We start from the raw sequence: 17,088 nt of genomic DNA, 5'->3' as shown, positions 1-17,088 counted from the left end.
AACCGGGCGCTTCCATGTGTGCTCGGCGCCCGCCGGATCTCAACCCCCGTGCGACGGCGCCGAGTTGCTCCCGGAGCGCAGCAGCAGCGGGCCTTCCCCGCCCTTCGCGTACTCCGCCACCGCCGTGTACTGGCCGGCTTCTCCCCGCGTACGTTCCCGCGGTGTCTCGCACATCCCCGGTTCGTCCTCCGCACCCACGCCACAGTGCAACTGCACCGTGCGTCCACCGGGTGCCATCAGGGTCAGTACGGCGGTCAGACCCGAGCCCGTCGCGTTGCGGTAATAGGTACGCGCCCAGGTGTCGTGCCCCTGGACGAGCACGCAGGTCTGCGCCTCGATGCCGTCCGGGGCGGACAGTTGGGGACCGCAGTGGGCCTCGGTGGTCAGGCCGAGACCGGTCAGCAGGGAGGGCTTTCCGGCCTCCCGCTCAGCCGGTTTGTCGTCCTTGCTGGCCGTTTCGGCGGCCTGGGACTCGGCGGCCCGGCCCGCAGCGGCCTTGGCCTCGGCAGGCCTGGCCTCCGTGGCCGGCTGCCGCGTGGGCCCGTCGTCCACCGGACCGGCGGAGGCGCCCGCCAGCGGCAGCGCCGCCGTCAGCACCACCACGGCGAGCAGACCGAACAGCCGGAGCCGCGCGTGCGGCCGCTCCCGCTCGGTCTCGTCCGGGAGCTGGGGGGAGCGTGGCGCGGCAGGCATGCGCCGAAGATATCGGCGCGCACCCCGCCCACCGGCCCGCCGCGCGCCGGATTCCGCTACAACTCGGGCGCGCTCACACCCGTACGGGTGAGGGCGTCGACCACCGTGCCGACCACGGCCTCCACATCCGGCGCCCACGGGGCCGCCGAGCCGGGCAGCGGCGCGCGCTCCCAACGCACCTGCCCCGCACCCGAGATCGACGGCGGCAGGGCGAGATACCCGCCATCGCCGTGGAAGCGCAGCGATCCGGGTACAAAGTCCTGCGCGTACAGGAGCTCGCCGAGCTGCTCCATCGAGTACGGCGCCACGAGGATCGCGAGCCGCTCCGGCGTCGCGATCACCGGGCCGAGCCGGACGTCCCTGCGGTCGAGCGCGGCGAGCGCGCGGGCGCCCGCGACGGCCGGGAGGCTCACGGCACAGGGCGCGCGCCCCTCCGAGGCCCCGGACGGGGCGCCGGTGGCGAGCACGATCGGCGCTTCGGGGCGGTTCGTCCACCACCAGCGGACCATGCGCTCGTCGGTCGTCGCGGCGAGCAGCCCCGGGTCGAAGGGGTGCGCGCCGGGCACCGTGCACTCCGGGTCGGGGCAGGCGCAGCGGACGCCGTCACGACGGCCTCCCGCTTCGAGCCCTATTCCCGGCAGAACCGGCCACTGCCACGCTGTCGCGAACGTGAGGGCCGCGCTGATCAGGTCAGACTTCCCGTTGTCACGCCTGGACAGGAGCCTGCGTCGCCTTCCGAGGATCTCGCGCATGAGCGCTCGTTCCTTTCCGTAGACCGAAGAGAACGCTATGGGCCACATCACACCATGTGTCGATCAGTCACTGCGCGTACGTGTTGGAGCGCCACACCCCAGCCGGAACCACCGGCCCGAGGCAGGGTTGTACCCCTATAGTCCGAGCGCCTGCTGTGTGCTTTAAAAGCCTGGCGTGGGGTGGCGGCGCCTGGCGTTTGCCGTCCCGCGTATTTCTCGCCGCCTCCGCCGCGGGAGGATGGGACACGGTCGCCGATGGTTATGACGCCCGGTTCCGTCACCAGGTTCCGGGCGGATCCCAACTGCCCCTGGTCTTCACGGACTACGTACCCATCACGGCCGCCATGACGCTCTGTCGACCACAGCTGAACAATGCCAGTCGACCGCAATGAGCGCTTCCCTCAGGCAGTTTTTGGCCATCTTCGAACGATCAGGATCAGCTCGGGATCGGAGCGGGATCACATATGAGAACAAAGATCGTTTTTCCTCGAATGCCGTTTGACCACGGCAGACACCAGGATTCCCGGCGGGACAATGCTGGACATCCCCCAACGAGTCCGTGTACATGTGGAGGCATTGCTAGCGGCGCAGAATGACATGGGGGTTTGCGATGCTAATGAGCAATACGCACCGGTCGGAAAGCCGGAAGCCATGACAACCCCGCGCCTGCCGAAAGTGGCCGGAATCGATTCCCCTCCTGGACAGGTTCCCTCTCCAGCCCCCAGTGCCGCGCCCGCTCCCCCCGTGTCGCAGGTCACTCCCCCCGCCGTGGCCCCCGGAGCCGTGATCCAGGACCGGCTCGCGGGCTGGGTCTCCGATCTCACGACGCTGCACGAACTCACGGAACGGCTGGCGCGCACGGCCGCACTCGAGGAAGCGCTGCACGAACTGCTGCGCGCCGGAGCCGCTCTGGTGGGCGCCCGGCGCGGACTCGTCGTCCTGGAACCGGGCGACGGGCGGGGCCCCGACACCACCGTCGGCCTCGGCCTGTCCAGGCCCGACCTCGGGCACATCGAGACGGTGCCGCGCGGCTCCACCTCGTACGGCCGGATCCTCGACGGGCTGTCCGCCGAGCCCGAGGCGCACGCCGATCTGCTCGCCGAGGACGGACTCGACCCGCGCCACCGCGAGGTCGCCGCGCGCCTCGGCTACGCCGCGAGCTACACGATGCCGCTCGCCACCGAGGCGGCCGGCCGGCTCGGCGCCGCGGTCTGGCTCTACGACGAACCGGCCGAGCCCGTCGAGCGCCAGCGCCACCTCATCGGCCTGTACGCGCGCTACGCCACCGAACACCTCGCCCGCCTCCTGGAGCTGGAGCGCACGCGCGCGTGGTCACGCACCGTCGCCGACGAGCTGCTGCCACCGCGCCTGCCCCGGGTCGCCGGGGTGCAGCTCGCCGCGCGGCACCGCACAGGGCCGCGCGGCGGCGGTGACTGGTACGACGCGCTGCCTCTGCCCGAGGGGGCGCTCGGGCTCGCGGTCGGCTCGGTCAGCGGCTCCGGCGCGAGCGCGGTCGCCGCGATGGGCCGGCTGCGCGCCTCCCTGCGGGCGTACGCGGTCATGGAAGGGGAGGACCCGGTGGCGGTCCTGTCCGATCTGGAGCTTCTGTTGCGCCTGACCGAGCCGGCGCGCAGCGCGACCGCCCTGTTCGCCTACTGCGAGCCCGCCCAGCGCAAGATCGTCCTCGCCGGGGCCGGGCACAGCCCGCCCCTGGTGATCGGCGAGCGGCGCACCGAGTACGCCGAGACGACGCTCTCCGCGCCGCTCGGGATGCTCGCCTGCTGGGAGGCGCCGAGCGTGGAGATCACCCCCGTGCCGGGCGAGACCGTGCTGCTCTACACGGACGGCCTGCTGCGGCGCACCGGTGACCCCATGGACCGCGCGTTCGCCCGACTGCACGCGGCCGCCTCCGCCGTGCCCAAGGCGATCCGTGACGACCCCGGGGCGATCGCCGACCACGTGCTGCGGGCGGTGCTCCCGGACGGCCTCGACGCGGTCGAGAGCGAGGAGGACGTGGTGCTGCTCGCGGCGCGCTTCGAGTGACCTCCGAGGTGCTCTGTGCAACAGGCCCTCCGGCCCTGGACCCCCTTCCGGACGCTCGTACGATGGAGGGGGCCCACATGCCATATCCAGGCATTTCACCGGGCCCGCCGCGTCGAGGAGGAACTGTGTCGGAGGAGCTCAACCCGGAGATCCCGGAAGCCCCTGAGGGCGACGAGCCCATCAAGCAGCGCAAGAACGGCCTCTACCCGGGCGTGTCCGACGAGCTCGCCGAGAACATGAAGTCCGGCTGGGCCGACACCGAGCTGCACGACCTGCAGCCGTGTCCGCAGGTCGCCGAGACCGCCACCCGCCGTGCCGCCCTGTCCGCCCGCTTCCCGGGCGAGCGCCTCGTGGTGCCCGCGGGCAACCTCAAGACCCGCTCGAACGACACGGAGTACGCCTTCCGCGCCTCGGTCGAGTACGCCTACCTGACCGGCAACCAGACGGAGGACGGCGTCCTCGTCATGGAGCCGAAGTCCGGCGGCCACGACGCCACGCTCTACCTGCTGCCGCGCTCCAACCGGGAGAACGGCGAGTTCTGGCTCGACGGTCAGGGCGAGCTGTGGGTCGGCCGCCGCCACTCCCTGACCGAGGCCGAGAAGCACTACGGCATCCCGGCCTCCGACGTGCGCGAGCTCGCCGACAAGCTGAGCGAGGTCACCGGCCCCACGCGCGTCGTGCGCGGCTACGACGCCGGCGTCGAGGCCGCCCTGACCGACAAGGTCACCGCCGAGCGCGACGAAGAGCTGAAGGTCGCCCTCTCCGAGGCGCGCGTCGTGAAGGACGCGTTCGAGATCGGCGAGCTGCAGAAGGCCGTCGACTCGACCGTGCGCGGCTTCGAGGACGTCGTGAAGGTCCTCGACAAGGCCGAGGCCACCTCCGAGCGCTACATCGAGGGCACGTTCTTCCTTCGCGCGCGCGTGGAGGGCAACGACATCGGCTACGGCTCCATCTGCGCCGCGGGCCCGCACGCCTGCACGCTGCACTGGGTCCGCAACGACGGCGCGGTCCGCTCCGGCGACCTGCTGCTGCTCGACGCCGGTGTGGAGACGCACACGTACTACACCGCCGACGTCACGCGCACGCTGCCGATCAACGGCACGTACAACGAGCTCCAGCGCAAGATCTACGACGCCGTGTACGAGGCCCAGGAGGCCGGTATCGCGGCCGTGAAGCCGGGTGGCAAGTTCCGGGACTTCCACGACGCCGCGCAGCGGGTGCTCGCCGAGAAGCTCGTCGAGTGGGGCTTGGTCGAGGGCCCGGTCGAGCGCGTCCTGGAGCTGGGCCTGCAGCGCCGCTGGACCCTGCACGGCACCGGTCACATGCTCGGCATGGACGTCCACGACTGCGCGGTCGCGCGCACCGAGGCGTACGTGAACGGCACGCTTGAGCCCGGCATGGTGCTCACGGTCGAGCCCGGTCTGTACTTCCAGGCCGACGACCTGACGGTGCCGGAGGAGTACCGCGGCATCGGCGTCCGGATCGAGGACGACATCCTCGTCACCGAGGACGGCAACAAGAACCTGTCGGCCGGGCTGCCCCGCAAGGCCGACGAGGTCGAGGCGTGGATGGCCCGCCTGAAGGGCTGAGCACCTAAAACGCAACAAGTAGGGCCGCACTTCCCAGTGCGGCCCTACTTGTTGTGCGAATTGTTGTGCGGAACCCCGCTCACACCGCCATCAGCGGCGCGTCCTTCCGCCACTTGAGGATCTTGTCGAAGCTGACCACGGCGCCGCCCTTGCCGGGTCTGTTCACGAAGTGCACATGGTCGGCGAGTTCCTGGATCAGGCACAGGCCGCGACCGTGCTCCGCGTAGTCGGGCGCCGGGCGGACCGCCACCGCCGCGCGCCCACCGGTCGCGGTGAAGCCGGGGCCGGTGTCGGCCACTTCGATGCGGCACAGCTCACCGTCCAGGTACGCGGTGACCCGGAACGCGTCCGACGCCTCGCTGGTCGCCGCGCCGCCGTGCTCCACGGCGTTCGCACACGCCTCGCTGAGCGCGACCGACAGGTCGTAGGAGACGTCCGGGTCGACGCCCGCGGTCTCCATGGTGCCCATGAGGAGGCGCCGGGCGAGCGGCACGCTCGCGGCGTCGCGCCGCAGTTGGAGGGACCACCAGATGCTCATGCTCCCGCCTCCCGGCCGCGACTCGACATACCGATACGTATTGCCACCACCGGCCCGGCGCAATCGCTCAGTTGACGTGATGACGCCCATACGGCCGACGCGCATATGGGGGTCGTCGGTGTACGGGAGATTTGCGACCTTGCGGACCTGCCGTATGGAGCGTGTGAAGCCAGTGCGATGATGAGGCCGCCATGTCTGCCCCCCACGAGCGCCAGGCGCGCAGCGCGGCCGATCTCCGGCTGCTCAGGGCCGCGGTGTTCGCCGCGGTCTGCGTCATGCTGTCCGCGGCGGGGCACGTCCTCGGTTCGACGGCCACCGTCCCGCTGTGGACGCTGTCGCTCGGCTTCCTCGCCGTCTTCTGTGTGGCCCTGCCGCTGACGGGACGCGAGCGGTCGCTGCCGGGCATCGCCGCCACGCTGGGGGCGGGGCAGATCGCGCTGCACAGCCTCTTCGGGCTCGGCCAGCAGCACGCCATGAACGAGGCCGTCGCTTCCGGCCGACCCTCGGCGGTCGAGCGGGCCGCGCGGCTCATGTGCGGGGCGGGCGCGTCGACGCTCAGCCCGGCGCAGGCCCAGCGGATCCTCGACAACGCGCGCGTGCCGTCCGGCTCCGGACAGGCGCACCACATGGCGGGCGCGGCCGACTCCACGATGTCGCTGCTGCCGTCCCTCCCGATGCTGCTCGGGCACCTGCTCGCCGCGGCCGGCGCCGGCTGGCTGCTGCGCCACGGCGACCTCGCGCTGAGCCGCATCGTGCGGCTCTCGCGGTTCTCCGCGCAGGGCGTCGCCCTCGCGGCGCCCGTCCGTTCGCTGCGGGCCGCCCTCGGCCTCGTACGCGCGCTCAGGGCCGGGCTCCGGGGTGCGCCCGGGATGCCGCGCGCCGCCCGTGCCGGGTTCGACGAACCACCGGCGCTGCGGACCGCGGCGCTTCAGCACTCCGTGCGGCGGCGCGGGCCACCCGCGGCCGACACGTTCCTTCTCGCTGCCTGAACGGCACGCACACTCCACCGCGTACTGCGGGGGTGAGCCGTGCCGTGCGGCACGCGCGCGTACCCGCTTGTTCGCCGCCCACGTGGTGCGGTGTTTCGCGGTCGCGCCCACTCACCTTTCGCTGGATCCCGCTGAACGTGGAGTTCTCCCTGTCATGAAGAAGATGTCCCGCGCCGCTCTCGTCGGTGCCGCCGCCGTCTCCTCCGTCGTCCTCGTGTCCGCCCCCGCCTTCGCGCACGTGAGCGTGCAGCCGGAGGGCGAGGCCGCCAAGGGCGACTACGCCGTCGTCGACTTCAAGGTGCCCAACGAGCGCGACGACGCCGCGACCACCAAGGTCGAGGTCAACTTCCCGACCGAGCACCCGCTCGCCTCGGTGATGCCCGAGCCCGTTCCGGGCTGGAAGGCCGACGTCACCAAGACGAAGCTCGACAAGCCGATGGAGATGCACGGCGAGAAGATCACCGAGGCCGTCTCCAAGGTCACCTGGACCGCCACCGGTTCCGGCAAGGACAAGGGCGTGCAGCCCGGCTACTTCCAGAAGTTCCCGGTGTCCATCGGACAGCTGCCGACCGACACCGACCAGCTCGTCTTCAAGGCGCTCCAGACGTACGACAACAAGGAGGTCGTGCGCTGGATCGAGCCGCAGCAGAAGGGCCAGGAGGAGCCGGAGTTCCCGGCTCCCGCCCTCGAGCTCTCCGCCGCGGCGGACGACGGGCACGGTGCGTCGGGCGCCTCCGACGACGGCGACAAGAAGGAGGCAGCCGCCGCGACCACGGATTCCGACGGCTCCGGAAGCGACACCACCGCCCGCACCCTCGGCATCGTCGGCATCGTCGTCGGCGCCGCCGGTGTGGCGTTCGGCGTCATGGCGGGCCGTCGGCGTACCAACAGCTGAGCCACCTTCGGTGGGTGTCGGGGTCGCGGTGGGCGACCCCGGCACCCGCCGGCCACCTCACATCTGGGACATTTTTCTATGCGCAACCCCCGCAAGAACACGACGTTCAACAGGAAGAGCCTGCTGGCCGCGGTCGGGCTCGTCACCGTCGCGACGTTCGCCCTGTCCGCCTGCGGCAGCGGCGACGACAGCGGCAAGCCGGTCGCCGAGGTGTCCGCCGACTCGGGCGGCTCGCAGAAGGCCGCGACGGTCCTCGACAAGCCGTTCAAGAAGCCGGACCTGGTCCTCACCGACACCCACGGCAAGAAGTTCGACCTGCGCGAGCAGACCAAGAACAAGCCGACGCTGATCTACTTCGGCTACACGCACTGCCCCGACGTCTGCCCGCTGACGATGAGCAACATCGCCGTCGCCAAGAAGTCGCTGCCCAAGGCCGAGCAGGACAAGCTGCAGGTCGTCTTCGTCACCACCGACCCGGACCGCGACACCCCGTCCGTGCTCGGCAAGTGGCTCAAGGCGCAGGACCCCGACTTCATCGGTCTGACCGGCGACTTCGCCACCATCCAGGGCAGTGCCCGCACGCTCGGCATCTCCATCGAGCCGACGCAGAAGGACAAGAAGGGCAAGCTCGTGTCGATGCACGGCACGCAGGTCATCGCCTTCTCGCCGAAGAACGACGCCGGTTACGTGCTGTACGGCGAGGACGCCACCGTCGACGACTACACCAAGGACCTCCCCAAGATCGTCAAGGGGGAGAAGCCGTGAGGCGTACGCCCATCGCCCTCGGCGCCCTCACGCTCGCGGCGGGGCTCGCCCTGACCGCCTGCGGCTCCGGCTCCGAGGCCGCCGACAAGCCCGACGTGAAGGTCGAGGGCGCGTTCATCCCCGAACCGGCCTCGGGCGACATGGCCGCCGGGTTCTTCACCGTGCACAACAAGGGCGCCGCCGACACTCTCACGTCCGTGAGCAGCGGCATCTCCCAGAAGGTCACCCTGCACACCACCAAGGGCGGCGTGATGAAGGAGCAGAAGTCCTTCGCCGTGCCCGCGAACGGCGAGCTCGACTTCGAACGCGGCGGCAATCACCTCATGTTCGAGAACCTGAAGCGCAAGCCCGCGGAGGGCGACAAGGTGTCGGTGCAGCTGCACTTCGCCAAGTCCGGGACTGTCAAGGTCTCCTTCCCGGTGAAGGTCGCCACCTACAACCCGTCGCACGCTTCGCACTGAAGGGGCTGACTCGTACGTGAAGACCATCGCTCCCCGCACCTGGCAGCTGGTGCTGCTCTTCCTCGCCGTCACCGGCGCGCTCCTGGCCGGCGCCGCGCCCGCGTCCGCGCACGCCGCCCTGACCCGGAGCGATCCCAAGCAGGGAGCGGTGGTCGACTCGGCGCCGAAGAAGGTGTCGCTCACCTTCTCCGAGAGCGTCGCGATCTCCGACGGCGCGGTCCGGGTGCTCGACCCGGCGGGCAAGCGCGTCGACGACGGCAAGATCACCCACCCCGGCGGCACGACCTACGCGGTGGGGCTGCACTCCGGGCTGCCCGACGGCACGTTCACCGTCGCCTACCAGGTCGTCTCCGCCGACAGCCACCCCGTCGCCGGCGCCTACACGTTCTCCATCGGGGCCCCCTCCAAGACGACCGCGGTGGTGGCCGACCAGAACGCGGGCGGGGGTGTCGTCGGCGGGATCTACGACGTCGCGCGCTACGTCTCGTACGCGGGCTTCGCGCTGCTCGTGGGCGGCGCCGCGTTCGTGCTCGGATGCTGGCGGCGCGGTGCGGGCAGCAGGCCCGTGCAGCGCGTCGTGGTCGGCGCCTGGACCGCGCTCACCGCCGCCACCCTGGCCATGCTGCTGATGCGCGGGTCGTACACCGGGTCCGGGACGTTCGGCGACATCTTCGACATGTCGCTGCTCGGGCAGGTCCTGCAGACCAAGACCGGCGCCGCGCTCACGTCCCGGCTGCTGCTGCTCGCGGCCGCCGCCCTGTTCATCGCGGTGCTCTTCGGGGCGTACGCGAAGAAGAGCGAGGAGGCCGAAGAGGGCGGCGAGGACACGGAGGCCAAGGAGCGGAACGACCTCACCTTCGGGCTCTCCGTCGGCGGCGCCGTCGTCGCGGCCGGGCTCGCCGCCACCTGGGCCATGGCCGAGCACGCCTCGACCGGCCTGCAGGCGGGCCTCGCGATGCCCGTCGACGTGCTGCACCTGCTGGCCGTCGCGGCCTGGCTCGGCGGGCTGACCACGCTGCTCGTCGCCCTGTACCGGGTGCCGACCATCGAGGGCTCGGCCGTGCGCCGCTTCTCGCGGGTCGCCTTCTGCAGCGTCCTCGTCCTCGTCGCGACCGGGCTCTACCAGTCGTGGCGCCAGGTCGGCTCCTGGTCGGCGCTGACCGGGACCTCGTACGGGCAGCTGCTGATGGTGAAGGTCGGGCTCGTCGCCGTGCTCGTCGGCGTCGCCTGGATCTCCCGGAAGTGGACGGCGCGGCTGCCCGAGACCGTGGCCGCCACGTCGGTGACCGAGGAGAAGGCGTCCGAGGAGAAGGAGCCGGTCTCCGTGGCCGCCGGGGGCAAGGGCGCGGACCCGAAGCGCGCCGCCCAACTCGCCCGGCAGCGTGCCGCGATGGCGAGCGCGCGCGAGAAGCGGGTGCGCGACGCCGATCCGCACCGCTTCGGGCTGCGCCGCTCGGTGCTCGTGGAGGCGGGCATCGCGGTCGTCCTGCTCGGCGTCACCACCGTGCTGACGTCCACCGAGCCCGGCCGCACCGAGGAGGAGGCCAAGTCCGCCACCTCGGCCGCGCAGGCGCAGACCGGGCCGGTCTCCCTGAAGATTCCGTTCGACACCGGCGGCGCGGACGGCAAGGGCACCGCCCTCCTGGAGATGGACCCCGGCCGCACCGGCAACAACGAGATGCACCTCTACATAGAGCGGCCGAACGGCAAGGCATTCGACGTCCCCGAGGTGAAGATCGCCCTCACCCAGGAGGCGAAGAAGATCGGGCCGCTGCCCGTCGTGCCCGACCACATCGCCACAGGACACTGGACGGCGAGCGGTGTGCAGATCCCCGTGGCGGGCGACTGGAAGGTCGCGCTGACCGTGCGCACCTCGGACATCGACCAGATCACCATCAACAAGAACGCGAAGATCGGCTGACCCGCCCCATGAAAGACACGACTGACACGACGGACGCCACGAGCCGCACCGAGGACTCCCCGCGGTCCGCGGGCATCTCGCGGCGCCGTCTGATCGGGACGGCGGGTGCCACCGGCGTCGCCCTCGGCGCCGTCGGTGCGGGCGCGGGGTACGCCGTGGCGTCCTCGAACTCCCCCGAGCAGCAGGCCACGTTGACCACCATCGGGGCGGACGAGGTGATGTTTCACGGGAAACATCAGCCCGGCATCACCACCGCGATGCAGTCCCGCGGCCATCTCGTCGCGTTCGACCTGGCGGCGGGCGCCGGGCGCAAGGAGGCGGCGGCCCTGCTGCGTCGCTGGTCGGCGACGGCCGAGCGGCTGATGGCGGGCGAGCCCTCGGCCTCCGACGACACGGATGTGGCCCGGGACGCGGGCCCCTCGTCGCTGACGATCACCTTCGGCTTCGGGCACAGCTTCTTCTCCCGTACGGGTCTTGAGAAGCAGCGCCCCGCCGCCCTCGACCCGCTGCCGGACTTCTACTCCGACCACCTCGACAAGGCGCGCAGCAACGGCGACCTGTGGGTGCAGATCGGCGCCAATGACTCCCTCGTCGCCTTCCACGCACTGCGCGCGATCCAGAAGGACACGGGTGGAACGGCCAGGCTGCGCTGGCAGATGAACGGCTTCAACCGCTCGCCGGGCGCCACCGCCCACCCGATGACCGTCCGCAATCTGATGGGCCAGGTCGACGGCACGGGCAACCCCAAGCCCGCCGACAAGGACTTCAACCAGCGGGTCTTCGTGCCGGACTCGGGCTCCGCGCAGTCCCCCGCGTGGATGGGCGGCGGCTCGTACGTCGTCGTCCGCCGGATCCGGATGCTCCTCGACGACTGGGAGAAGCTGTCGACGGCGGCGCAGGAGCACGTCATCGGGCGCAAGAAGTCGAACGGCGCCCCGCTGACCGGCGGCAAGGAGACCACCGAGCCGGACCTGGAGAAGACGGACGCGAGCGGCGACCTCGTCATCCCGCTCAACGCACACGCCCGGATCACCCGGCCCGACCAGAACGGTGGGTCCGCCCTGCTGCGCCGCCCGTTCTCGTACCACGACGGCTACGACGAGGACGGCGCCCCGGACGCGGGCCTGCTCTTCATCTGCTGGCAGGCGGACCCGCTGCGCGGTTTCGTGCCGGTGCAACGCAAGCTCGACCGCGGCGACGCCCTGTCGAAGTTCATCCGGCACGAGGCGAGCGGGCTCTTCGCGGTGCCGGGCGGCGCCGAGAATGGCGGCTATGTGGGGCAGTCGTTGCTGGAGGGGTGAGCGGGCCCGGGCGGGGCCGCCGCCGGGTGGGGTGGCCCGTGACGCATCCGTGAGCCCGGCCCCGTAGGGCGCATTAGGGTGAGGCCATGCCAGCCAGCTACGCGTATCTCGGCCCCGAGGGCACCTTCACCGAAGTCGCCCTGCGCACGCTCCCGGAGACGGCCACCCGGGAACTCGTCCCCGTCGTGTCCGTGCCCGCGGCGCTCGACGCCGTCCGCAGCGGCGAGGCCGAGGCCGCGTTCGTGCCGATCGAGAACTCCGTCGAGGGCGGCATCACCACGACCCTCGACGAGCTGGTGGCGGGCGAGCCGCTGATGATCTACCGCGAGGTGCTGCTCGACATCACCTTCGCCCTGCTGGTGCGTCCCGGCACCCAGATCTCCGACATCAAGACGGTCACCGCGCACCCGGCCGCCCAGCCGCAGGTGCGCAACTGGATGAAGGGCCACCTGGCCGAGGACGTGACCTGGGAGTCCGCGGCCTCGAACGCCGACGGTGCGCGCCTGGTCCAGGAGGGGCGCTACGACGCCGCCTTCGCGGGCGAGTTCGCCGCCGAGAAGTACGGGCTCGTGCCGCTGGTCACCGAGATCCACGACGCGGAGAACGCGCAGACCCGCTTCGTCCTCGTCGGCAAGCCGGCCCGGCCCGCGGCGCCCACCGGAGCGGACAAGACCTCCGTCGTCATCTGGCAGCGCGAGGACCACCCCGGTGGGCTGATGGAGCTGCTCCAGGAGTTCGCCATCCGCGGGGTCAACCTGGTGCTGCTGCAGTCCCGGCCGACCGGCACGGGCATCGGCGACTACTGCTTCGCGATCGACGCGGAGGGGCACATCGCGGACCGCCGGGTGGCGGAGGCGCTGATGGGGCTGAAGCGGGCGTGCCCGCAGGTGCGGTTCCTCGGTTCCTATCCGCGGGCCGGTGTCTCCGTGGAGGAGGTGCGCCCGCCGCGTTCGGGAACCTCGGACGGCGAATTCGTGGCGGCGTCGGACTGGCTGGCGCGCTGCCAGGACGGTCGGTTCTGACGCCTCGGCCGTAGTCGGCCGCACACCCCTGCCGGATCCGAGTTGTCCACCGCCGGATCCGGCTCCTTTTTGCCTGTACACCCGGTCCTACCAGCGGATTTTCTTCATCCACAGAAGTTATCCACAGGGCGCCTTCTCGACCTGGGGACAAGTCGACAGGAAGGTGCCGGTTGGTCGACAAATCGGCCCACAGCCCCCAGATGCGTCCACAGCCCGGCAGGTCACCCTTCGTCCATGCATTTGTCGTGATCAACTCTTTGGAGTGAAGCATTTCCACCCGAAAGTGAGCTTGCGCGCGGTTTGAGAGGGGAATTCTTCGTTACGCATGTGGCTTTCGGAATGATCTCTTCCGGCATCCACAGATCATTCTCACAGCCTGTGGATAACTTTTCCGGCCTGTGCGTCACTGTGGACAGCGGGCCCCAAGTCCCGCTCACGGCAAGGGGATCGGGTCAAGGCGAAGTGCCGCATCTGCCCCTTTCAAGGGAAAGGGGCAGCTTTCCTTGACGCGACCCGGGAGCCCGGTGTGGATCTTTTCCGGCCGCGCTCCACCCTTAATTCACATTCCGGCAAATAGGGCATAAGGGAGTGCAACGGATATCGGGTCGTGGGCCGGAAGCGGGCAACGGTAGCCTTGAGGGGTGATTGACCTTCGCCTGCTCCGTGAGGACCCCGACCGTGTTCGCGCCTCCCAGCGCGCCCGTGGAGAGGACGTCGCGCTCGTCGACTCCGTCCTGTCCGCCGATGAGCGGCGCAGGTCGTCCGGGCTCCGCTTCGACGAACTCCGTTCCGAGCAGAAGTCGCTCGGCAAGCTGATCCCCAAGGCCACGCCCGAGGAGAGGCAGGAGCTTCTCAAGAAGACGGGCGAGCTCTCCGCCGCCGTCAAGGCCGCCGAGGCCGAGCAGCGCGAGGCCGAGGAGGAGACGCAGCGCCTGGCGCTCCAGCTGGGCAACATCGTGCACCCCGACGTCCCGCGCGGCGGCGAGGAGGACTTCGTCGTCCTGGAGACGCACGGCACGATCCGCGACTTCGGCGCCGAGGGCTTCGAGCCCAAGGACCACCTGGAGCTCGGCGAGGCGCTCGGCGCCATCGACGTCGAGCGCGGCGCGAAGGTCTCCGGCTCGCGCTTCTACTACCTCACCGGCGTCGGCGCGCTCCTCGAGCTCGCGCTCGTCAACGCGGCGATCGCGCAGGCCACCGAGGCCGGCTTCACGCCGATGCTGACCCCGGCCCTGGTCCGCCCGCGCGCCATGGAGGGCACGGGCTTCCTCGGCCAGGCCGCGGAGAACGTGTACCACCTGGAGAAGGACGACTACTACCTGGTCGGCACCTCCGAGGTCCCGCTCGCCGCGTACCACATGGACGAGATCGTCGACGCGGACCAGCTGCCGCTGCGCTACGCCGGCTTCTCGCCGTGCTTCCGCCGCGAGGCCGGCACGTACGGCAAGGACACCCGCGGCATCTTCCGCGTGCACCAGTTCGACAAGGTCGAGATGTTCTCGTACATCGACCCGGCGGACGCGGAGAACGAGCACAAGCGCCTCCTGGAGTGGGAGAAGCAGTGGCTGACCGGCCTCGAGCTGCCCTTCCAGGTGATCGACGTCGCCACCGGTGACCTCGGCTCCTCGGCCTCGCGCAAGTTCGACTGCGAGGCCTGGATCCCGACCCAGGGCAAGTACCGCGAGCTGACCTCGGCCTCGAACTGCGACGGGTTCCAGGCGCGCCGCCTGTCCATCCGGATGCGTGACGGCAAGAAGGTGCAGCCGCTCGCGACGCTGAACGGCACGCTGTGCGCCGTCCCGCGCACGATCGTCGCCATCCTGGAGAATCACCAGCAGGCCGACGGCTCGGTGCGGGTTCCGGAGATGCTGCGCCCGTACCTTGGGGGACGCACCACCCTGGACCCCAAGTAATCGCAGACTGAGCGGCCCGACGGGCCCGCGCGGCCTGAACAGCCCGACAGCCTGGAGCCGAACGCCAAGTGAGCCACCCCGCTCCCCTCGCCCCTGCCTTTCCGTACAAGCTCGTGGCGACCGATCTCGACGGAACGTTGCTGCGTTCCGACGACACGGTCTCCGAGCGCACGCGTGACGCGCTCACCGCGGCCACCGCGGTGGGCGCCGCGCACATCATCGTGACCGGCAGGGCCGTGCCCTGGACCCGGCACATCCTCGACGACCTCGGTTACGAGGGCCTCGCGGTGTGCGGTCAGGGCGCTCAGGTGTATCACGCGGGGGAGCACCGGCTGCTCACCTCGGTGACGCTCGACCGGCAGCTGGCGGGGATCGCGCTCGCCAAGATCGAGGCCGAGATCGGTCCGCTGGCGCTCGCCGCGAGCCGTGACGGCATCGAGGGCGAGGTCATCGTCGGCCCCGGGTACCAGGTGCAGGAGGGGCCGCTCCCGGTCGTCCCGTTCACGGAGCTCGCGGAGCTGTGGGCCGAGCCGCTCAACAAGGTGTACGTGCAGCACCCGGGCCTGACCGACGACGAGCTGGCGGAGGTGGCGCGCACCGCCGCCGGCGGCCTTGTGGGCGTCACGATGGCCGGCGAGGGAATCGTCGAGCTGCTCCCGCTCGGCCTGTCCAAGGCCACCGGGCTTTCGCTTGCGGCCCGCCGCCTGGGGGCGAAGGCCGTCGACACGATCGCCTTCGGCGACATGCCCAACGACATTCCGATGTTCGGGTGGGCGGCCCACGGCGTGGCCATGTCGAACGCCCACGACGAGCTGAAGTCGGTGGCCAACGAGGTGACGTCGTCGAACGAGGACGACGGGATCGCGGTGGTGCTGGAGCGCCTGCTCGCGGCTTGATGTGCCCGCATGCGGCGAGGGCCGGTCCCGGTTGAACCGGGGCCGGCCCTCGCTGCGAAGGGTGGGCGGCCCGCGTGCCACGGAAGAAGGACACGCGCTCGAAGCGGCCGCCCCGGGCGGCCTCCCTGACGGGCTCGACGGAGTGCGATGACTACTCCGGAGCCTGCCTCGGGCCGCCCTGCCGGGAGCTCGACGGACTACTGCATGACATCGCCGCGCTCCTCTCCCGGTCCTCGGACGCCTCGGTCGGCGTGCTGACCCAACTACTGTGCCGCGCGGCGGAGTTCGACGCCACCGAATTAATCAGCGGCGACGCCACCTGCGCCGTCGCACCTTGCTGAAGAACCACCCCGCGGGCGGCTCGTCGGAACGCCACGGCTGGGGGTCGGGCGCCCCTCCCTCGCGCCGCCACCGCTCGGCGAGCATCCGGGCCCGCGCGGACGGTTCGGTCGCCTCGGCGGCGCGTATGAAGTCGGTGTCCAGGACCACGTCGTCCCAGGCGTCGTCGTTCTTCGGTTCGCCTGCCATGTCCGGTCCTCCTCACCCTCCCGACCAGTGTGCTGGCGGGAGGGTGAAAGTGGCGTCAAGGACTACTCCTCCCCGGCCAGCTTCAGGGTCCGCAGCTTCTGCCCGGCGTACCAGGTCGCCAGGACCGTCACCACCACCAGGAGCACCGTCGCGAGCGGCAGCCCGACGTCCGAGGTGACGAGGTCGCCGCCGGCCACCTTCTGGGCGACCGCGAGCGACCACTGCTGCACGCTGAGCGTGCGCGCCCCGGAGACCAGGGACCCGAAGAGGGCCTCCCACACCAGGGCGTAGACGAGGCCGAAGACGACCGCGTGCCGGGTGATCGTGCCGAGCAGGAGGAAGATCGCCGCGTAGGCGATCGAGGCCACCAGGGCGGCGATCGTGTAGGCGACGGCGATCTGCTGCCCGTTCCCGTTCAGGATGAAGCCCGCGATGAGCGTCGGGACGGCGGAGAACACCATGGTCACGGCGATCGCCACGATGAGCTTGGTGAAGATGATCGTGGGCCGCTTGAGCGGCTTCGACAGCAGATAGACCACGGAGCCGTCGTCGATCTCCGGGCCGATCGCGCCCGTCCCGGCGATGACGCCGATCAGCGGCACCATCGTGGCGAGCGCGAAGCCGCCGAGCAGGTCGGACGCGGTCTGGTCGTCGGCCCCCGTGAGCCCGCGCACGAGCGCGGAGATCACGACCAGCAGGACGGGCAGCGCGAAGAGGATGAGGGCCCGGCGCCTGCCGAGCAGGGCCCGGTAGGTGAGTCGGGCGACAGTGGGGTCGTACAT

16 protein-coding genes are annotated in these 17,088 nt (G+C 70.9%); 11 read left to right on the top strand and 5 right to left on the bottom strand.

From position 1 onward, the window contains the following. Positions 1–39 precede the first annotated feature (39 nt). Positions 40–693, bottom strand: a complete 654-nt coding sequence (locus ACZ7L4_RS31705; RefSeq protein ID WP_472107976.1) for a hypothetical protein — start codon at positions 691–693, stop codon at positions 40–42. Positions 694–749: 56 nt separating this feature from the next. Next, complete coding sequence (locus tag ACZ7L4_RS31700; protein ID WP_472107974.1) at positions 750–1,445, bottom strand: bifunctional DNA primase/polymerase; 696 nt, start codon at positions 1,443–1,445, stop codon at positions 750–752. A gap of 534 nt (positions 1,446–1,979) precedes the next feature. On the opposite strand from ACZ7L4_RS31700, the gene ACZ7L4_RS31695 reads away from it, so the two are divergent. Further along, positions 1,980–3,488: a PP2C family protein-serine/threonine phosphatase gene (locus ACZ7L4_RS31695; protein WP_472107972.1), complete on the top strand. Its 1,509-nt coding sequence runs from the start codon at positions 1,980–1,982 to the stop codon at positions 3,486–3,488. A gap of 125 nt (positions 3,489–3,613) precedes the next feature. Then, on the top strand, positions 3,614–5,077 hold the full coding sequence (locus ACZ7L4_RS31690; RefSeq protein WP_472107970.1) for an aminopeptidase P family protein: 1,464 nt from the start codon (positions 3,614–3,616) through the stop codon (positions 5,075–5,077). Positions 5,078–5,156: 79 nt separating this feature from the next. Here the strand turns inward: ACZ7L4_RS31690 and ACZ7L4_RS31685 are convergent, their stop codons facing one another. Next, positions 5,157–5,615, bottom strand: a complete 459-nt coding sequence (locus ACZ7L4_RS31685; protein ID WP_472107968.1) for an ATP-binding protein — start codon at positions 5,613–5,615, stop codon at positions 5,157–5,159. A 191-nt stretch (positions 5,616–5,806) separates the two neighbouring features. On the opposite strand from ACZ7L4_RS31685, the gene ACZ7L4_RS31680 reads away from it, so the two are divergent. The 9 genes from ACZ7L4_RS31680 to ACZ7L4_RS31640 all read left to right on the top strand — a co-directional run bounded on the left by ACZ7L4_RS31680 (position 5,807) and on the right by ACZ7L4_RS31640 (position 15,778). Next, positions 5,807–6,604 carry a hypothetical protein gene (locus tag ACZ7L4_RS31680; protein WP_472107966.1) on the top strand — a complete coding sequence of 266 codons (798 nt, stop codon included), beginning with the start codon at positions 5,807–5,809 and terminating at the stop codon, positions 6,602–6,604. 154 nt (positions 6,605–6,758) lie between these two features. Beyond that, positions 6,759–7,499, top strand: coding sequence for a YcnI family copper-binding membrane protein (locus ACZ7L4_RS31675; protein ID WP_472107964.1), 741 nt, complete (start codon positions 6,759–6,761; stop codon positions 7,497–7,499). 78 nt (positions 7,500–7,577) lie between these two features. After that, positions 7,578–8,264: an SCO family protein gene (locus ACZ7L4_RS31670; RefSeq protein ID WP_472107962.1), complete on the top strand. Its 687-nt coding sequence runs from the start codon at positions 7,578–7,580 to the stop codon at positions 8,262–8,264. Beyond that, complete coding sequence (locus tag ACZ7L4_RS31665; RefSeq protein ID WP_472107960.1) at positions 8,261–8,725, top strand: copper chaperone PCu(A)C; 465 nt, start codon at positions 8,261–8,263, stop codon at positions 8,723–8,725. Before ACZ7L4_RS31670 ends, ACZ7L4_RS31665 begins: the two co-directional genes overlap by 4 nt. A gap of 16 nt (positions 8,726–8,741) precedes the next feature. After that, positions 8,742–10,646 carry a copper resistance CopC/CopD family protein gene (locus ACZ7L4_RS31660; RefSeq protein ID WP_472107958.1) on the top strand — a complete coding sequence of 635 codons (1,905 nt, stop codon included), beginning with the start codon at positions 8,742–8,744 and terminating at the stop codon, positions 10,644–10,646. An 8-nt stretch (positions 10,647–10,654) separates the two neighbouring features. Next, positions 10,655–11,947: an iron uptake transporter deferrochelatase/peroxidase subunit gene (gene efeB, locus ACZ7L4_RS31655; RefSeq protein WP_472107956.1), complete on the top strand. Its 1,293-nt coding sequence runs from the start codon at positions 10,655–10,657 to the stop codon at positions 11,945–11,947. An 86-nt stretch (positions 11,948–12,033) separates the two neighbouring features. Beyond that, complete coding sequence (gene pheA, locus ACZ7L4_RS31650) at positions 12,034–12,969, top strand: prephenate dehydratase (RefSeq protein ID WP_472107955.1); 936 nt, start codon at positions 12,034–12,036, stop codon at positions 12,967–12,969. Positions 12,970–13,610: 641 nt separating this feature from the next. Then, complete coding sequence (gene serS, locus ACZ7L4_RS31645) at positions 13,611–14,882, top strand: serine--tRNA ligase (protein ID WP_472107954.1); 1,272 nt, start codon at positions 13,611–13,613, stop codon at positions 14,880–14,882. A gap of 68 nt (positions 14,883–14,950) precedes the next feature. After that, complete coding sequence (locus ACZ7L4_RS31640) at positions 14,951–15,778, top strand: HAD family hydrolase (protein ID WP_472107953.1); 828 nt, start codon at positions 14,951–14,953, stop codon at positions 15,776–15,778. 303 nt (positions 15,779–16,081) lie between these two features. On the opposite strand, the gene ACZ7L4_RS31635 is transcribed toward ACZ7L4_RS31640, so the two are convergent. Both ACZ7L4_RS31635 and ACZ7L4_RS31630 read right to left on the bottom strand, forming a co-directional pair. Further along, on the bottom strand, positions 16,082–16,306 hold the full coding sequence (locus ACZ7L4_RS31635; protein WP_472107951.1) for an SGM_3592 family protein: 225 nt from the start codon (positions 16,304–16,306) through the stop codon (positions 16,082–16,084). Between the two features lie 62 nt (positions 16,307–16,368). Continuing rightward, the gene (locus ACZ7L4_RS31630; RefSeq protein ID WP_472107950.1) at positions 16,369–17,088 is read right to left on the bottom strand and encodes an ABC transporter permease; all 720 of its coding nucleotides are present in this window, start codon (positions 17,086–17,088) and stop codon (positions 16,369–16,371) included.

This window comes from Streptomyces sp. NPDC107575, assembly GCF_055657265.1.
This window is presented reverse-complemented; position numbering and strand designations above follow the sequence as displayed.